Below are 230 nucleotides of genomic sequence, written 5' to 3'. Positions count from 1 at the left end.
CAACCGCGTAACCCTAAACTCTGACGTCACAGACCGCTACGGCCTTCCGGTGGCCAACGTACATCACGACGATCATCCCAATGACATTGCCATGCGCGAGCACGGCTACCGCCAGGGGGCCGAGCTATACCGCTCGGTGGGGGCTCGGGACATCTACGAGGTGCCACCTTACCCCTCGACCCATCGCCTGGGCACCTGCCGGAGGAACGGGACCCCTGTGGACGAGTGCA

At 63.9% G+C, this 230-nt stretch carries 1 protein-coding gene; it reads left to right on the top strand.

Annotated elements, in window-relative coordinates:
* The coding region (locus tag H2O73_RS22025) for a GMC oxidoreductase (RefSeq protein ID WP_246336002.1) at positions 1–230 on the top strand (230 nt) is incomplete at both ends.

The organism is Vibrio marinisediminis (assembly GCF_014050145.1).
Taxonomy (GTDB): domain Bacteria; phylum Pseudomonadota; class Gammaproteobacteria; order Enterobacterales; family Vibrionaceae; genus Vibrio; species Vibrio marinisediminis.
Note: the sequence above shows the minus strand (reverse complement) of the source record. Positions and strands in the feature narration are given on the sequence as shown.